The organism is Pseudoalteromonas sp. SG43-4, from assembly GCF_014164325.1.
Classification (GTDB): domain Bacteria; phylum Pseudomonadota; class Gammaproteobacteria; order Enterobacterales; family Alteromonadaceae; genus Pseudoalteromonas; species Pseudoalteromonas distincta.
The window spans coordinates 1-2,691 of sequence record NZ_JACJFB010000040.1 but is presented as its reverse complement, the minus strand read 5'-3'; the positions used below and the strand labels follow the sequence as shown (position 1 = coordinate 2,691).

Below are 2,691 nucleotides of genomic sequence, written 5' to 3'. Positions count from 1 at the left end.
GGCTGTTAGAACTCAATCTGTACGAGTGCCCACACAGATGATTGCTTTATATTGTTAAAGAACGTTTTGAGTCGCTTTAGCGTCTCAAGGGATGCGAATAATACACCCTTTATTTTTCGAGTCAATACTTTGTTTTAAATTTTCTTTTGGAAGATTTAAAACCGAAGTTTTATTTAACTCTCTGAGTAGTTCGTGCCTCGCTATGCGTTGGCGTTTCCCGTCTCAGTGGGGTCGCATTATAGGGAGAACAGATTTTTACGCAAGTACTTTTTTAAAGAAAAAGTAAAAAAAGATGCTGTTCGGTCAGTATCTGAACTAAACCCCCTAAAACTGATAGTTTTGTAACCAAACGGTGCCTGTTATGGTACAAAAAAGACCTTGCTGATACACTCAAAGCTAATAACTATTATCTAAAAGGTACTAAATATGGCAATCCGTTCTTATAAAGGTGTAACTCCTTCGTTTAATTCGTCTGTTTATATTGATGAGTCATCAGTTTTGGTTGGTGATATTACTTTAGGTGATAATAGTAGTGTTTGGCCTTTAGTAGCAGCCCGAGGCGATGTTAACTATATACGTATTGGTAAACGCTCCAATATACAAGATGGCAGTGTATTGCATTTATCTCGTGCAACTAAAAGCAATCCAGATGGTTATCCACTTATTATAGGTGACGATGTAACTGTAGGTCATAAGGTAATGCTGCACGGATGTATATTAGGAAACCGTATACTTGTAGGTATGGGCGCTATTATTATGGATAACGTGGTTGTTGAAGATGATGTAATTATAGGTGGCGGCTCTTTGGTACCACCAAACAAACGCTTAGAGTCTGGTTACTTATATGTAGGGAGTCCGGCTAAGCAAGCCCGCCCTCTAACGGAGCAAGAACTTGCCTTTTTAAAAATATCTGCCGATAACTATGTATCACTTAAAGATGAGTACTTAGCTGAAATAGCTAATTTAAGTTAATAAGCTTACTTCAATTTGGCCTGCCGAGTTATAGCTCTCTTTTTCGATAAGCTCCTCGGCACGTTCTTCGTAATCAAAACGATACTTTTCAAAATACTCTGTTGCGTGACTTTCGTCTGTTAGTTTAAGTGTATTTACTTCTATTACACACTCCACCAGCATGCCACTAACTTGTGCAAAAAATACTAACTGATGATCGGGCTCTCTAAACTCTAGCCTATCTATAAATTGTATTGCCTGATTCATTTAAGCGTTCCTTGTTTGAGCGCATCAACGACGGGAAGTATTTTTGGCATTTTATTACGCCATACATAATATGCTTGAGCAGCTTGACCAACTAACATGCCACTGCCATCTAAAAGCTTAGCGTTAATATTATGCTGTGCAACCCAATTCATAAAAATGGTATTTTGCAGTGAATAAAACATGTCATAAGCGACTTCACAGTTAGTTATGTGTTTTTTATCAAGTGCTGGAAGTTCGTTATTCATACTGCTAGAGGTAGAGTTTATAATTAGTGAGTAATCGCTTACTGGTAAATCATCAAAACCAAAGCCAGATACTGGTCCATATTGGGTAAACAGCTCTGCGAGTTCTTTGGCTTTTTGTGCTGTGCGATTAACTATTATTATTTCCTGAGGGTTATGCTCTAACAAAGGTAAAATAACCCCTCGAGCAGCACCGCCCGCACCTATGATTAAAATGCGTTTATTAGTTATGGCTACTTCATTAGCGAGTAAATCATTTACAAAGCCCACACCATCGGTGTTATCACCGAGTAATGAGCCATCATCTCGTTTTTTTAGTGTATTAACAGCCCCTACTATTTTGGCTAATGGGGTAAGCTCATCAGCCATTGCATAAGCTTGCTCTTTAAATGGCATTGTAACATTAGCACCCACACCGCCTTGCTCAAAAAAAGACAATACTGTTTTTTCAAAGTTATCGATAGGTGCTAATATTGCGCGATAGTCGATTTGCTCACCCAGTGATACAGCAAATTGTTTATGTATCGCGGGGGATTTTGAATGTTTAATTGGATTTCCAAAAACCGCATATTTGTCCATTTTAAAGCAACCTCTTTGCAGCTATAAACTGCCTATTAACAATGATAAGTAATATGATTAAACGACTTTTTTCTAAATCTAAGCCGGCTCCCGAGCAACAGGCTCCTACTCCTGAAAAAACACCGTATGAAATAATAGGTGGAGAGAAAGGGGCGCGAGCTATCTCCAATCGATTCTACGACATAATGGAGTCAGATGAATACGCTAAACCGTTATATGATATGCATCCTCTGCCATTAGATCGAATTCGCCAAGTATTTTTTGAATTTTTATCTGGTTGGTTAGGCGGGCCAAACCTATTTACTGAAAAACATGGCCAGCCAATGCTACGTAAAAGACATATGCCTTTTACTGTAGATAAAGCATTGCGCGATCAGTGGATGTACTGCATGAATAAAACGCTGGATATAGAAATAGACAATCCGTTGTTACGTGAAGGCTTAAAGCAATCATTCTCTCAACTAGCAACGCACATGATCAATCAGCATTAAATTTATATTTAGCCATAATGCAAAAAGGCGCTAATTAGCTGTCTCTTGATCACAAGTCTGACTCAAGAGATTTTGCTAAATCGTAGCCTTCCAGGATGGCTTGTAACTTAAGCCATCCTTGCCATAACACTTTCACAGATGCACGCCCTGTGCGCTTGGTA

The 2,691-nt window shown here is 38.7% G+C and carries 4 protein-coding genes; 2 read left to right on the top strand and 2 right to left on the bottom strand.

Translation table 11 applies throughout. From position 1 onward, the window contains the following. Positions 1 to 426: 426 nt before the first annotated feature. The gene (locus H5160_RS20015) at positions 427 to 972 is read left to right on the top strand and encodes a gamma carbonic anhydrase family protein (protein WP_002959868.1); all 546 of its coding nucleotides are present in this window, start codon (positions 427 to 429) and stop codon (positions 970 to 972) included. On the opposite strand, the gene H5160_RS20010 is transcribed toward H5160_RS20015, so the two are convergent. Then, positions 964 to 1,218, bottom strand: a complete 255-nt coding sequence (locus tag H5160_RS20010) for a DUF1488 domain-containing protein (RefSeq protein ID WP_182738513.1) — start codon at positions 1,216 to 1,218, stop codon at positions 964 to 966. The genes H5160_RS20015 and H5160_RS20010 overlap by 9 nt on opposite strands. Further along, on the bottom strand, positions 1,215 to 2,039 hold the full coding sequence (gene aroE / locus H5160_RS20005; RefSeq protein ID WP_182712952.1) for a shikimate dehydrogenase: 825 nt from the start codon (positions 2,037 to 2,039) through the stop codon (positions 1,215 to 1,217). Before aroE ends, H5160_RS20010 begins: the two co-directional genes overlap by 4 nt. A 53-nt stretch (positions 2,040 to 2,092) precedes the next feature. Between aroE and H5160_RS20000 the strand changes: the two genes are divergently transcribed. Continuing rightward, a complete protein-coding gene (locus H5160_RS20000) occupies positions 2,093 to 2,530 on the top strand; it encodes a group II truncated hemoglobin (protein WP_004335148.1) in 438 nt (145 codons plus the stop codon). Positions 2,531 to 2,691 lie beyond the last annotated feature (161 nt).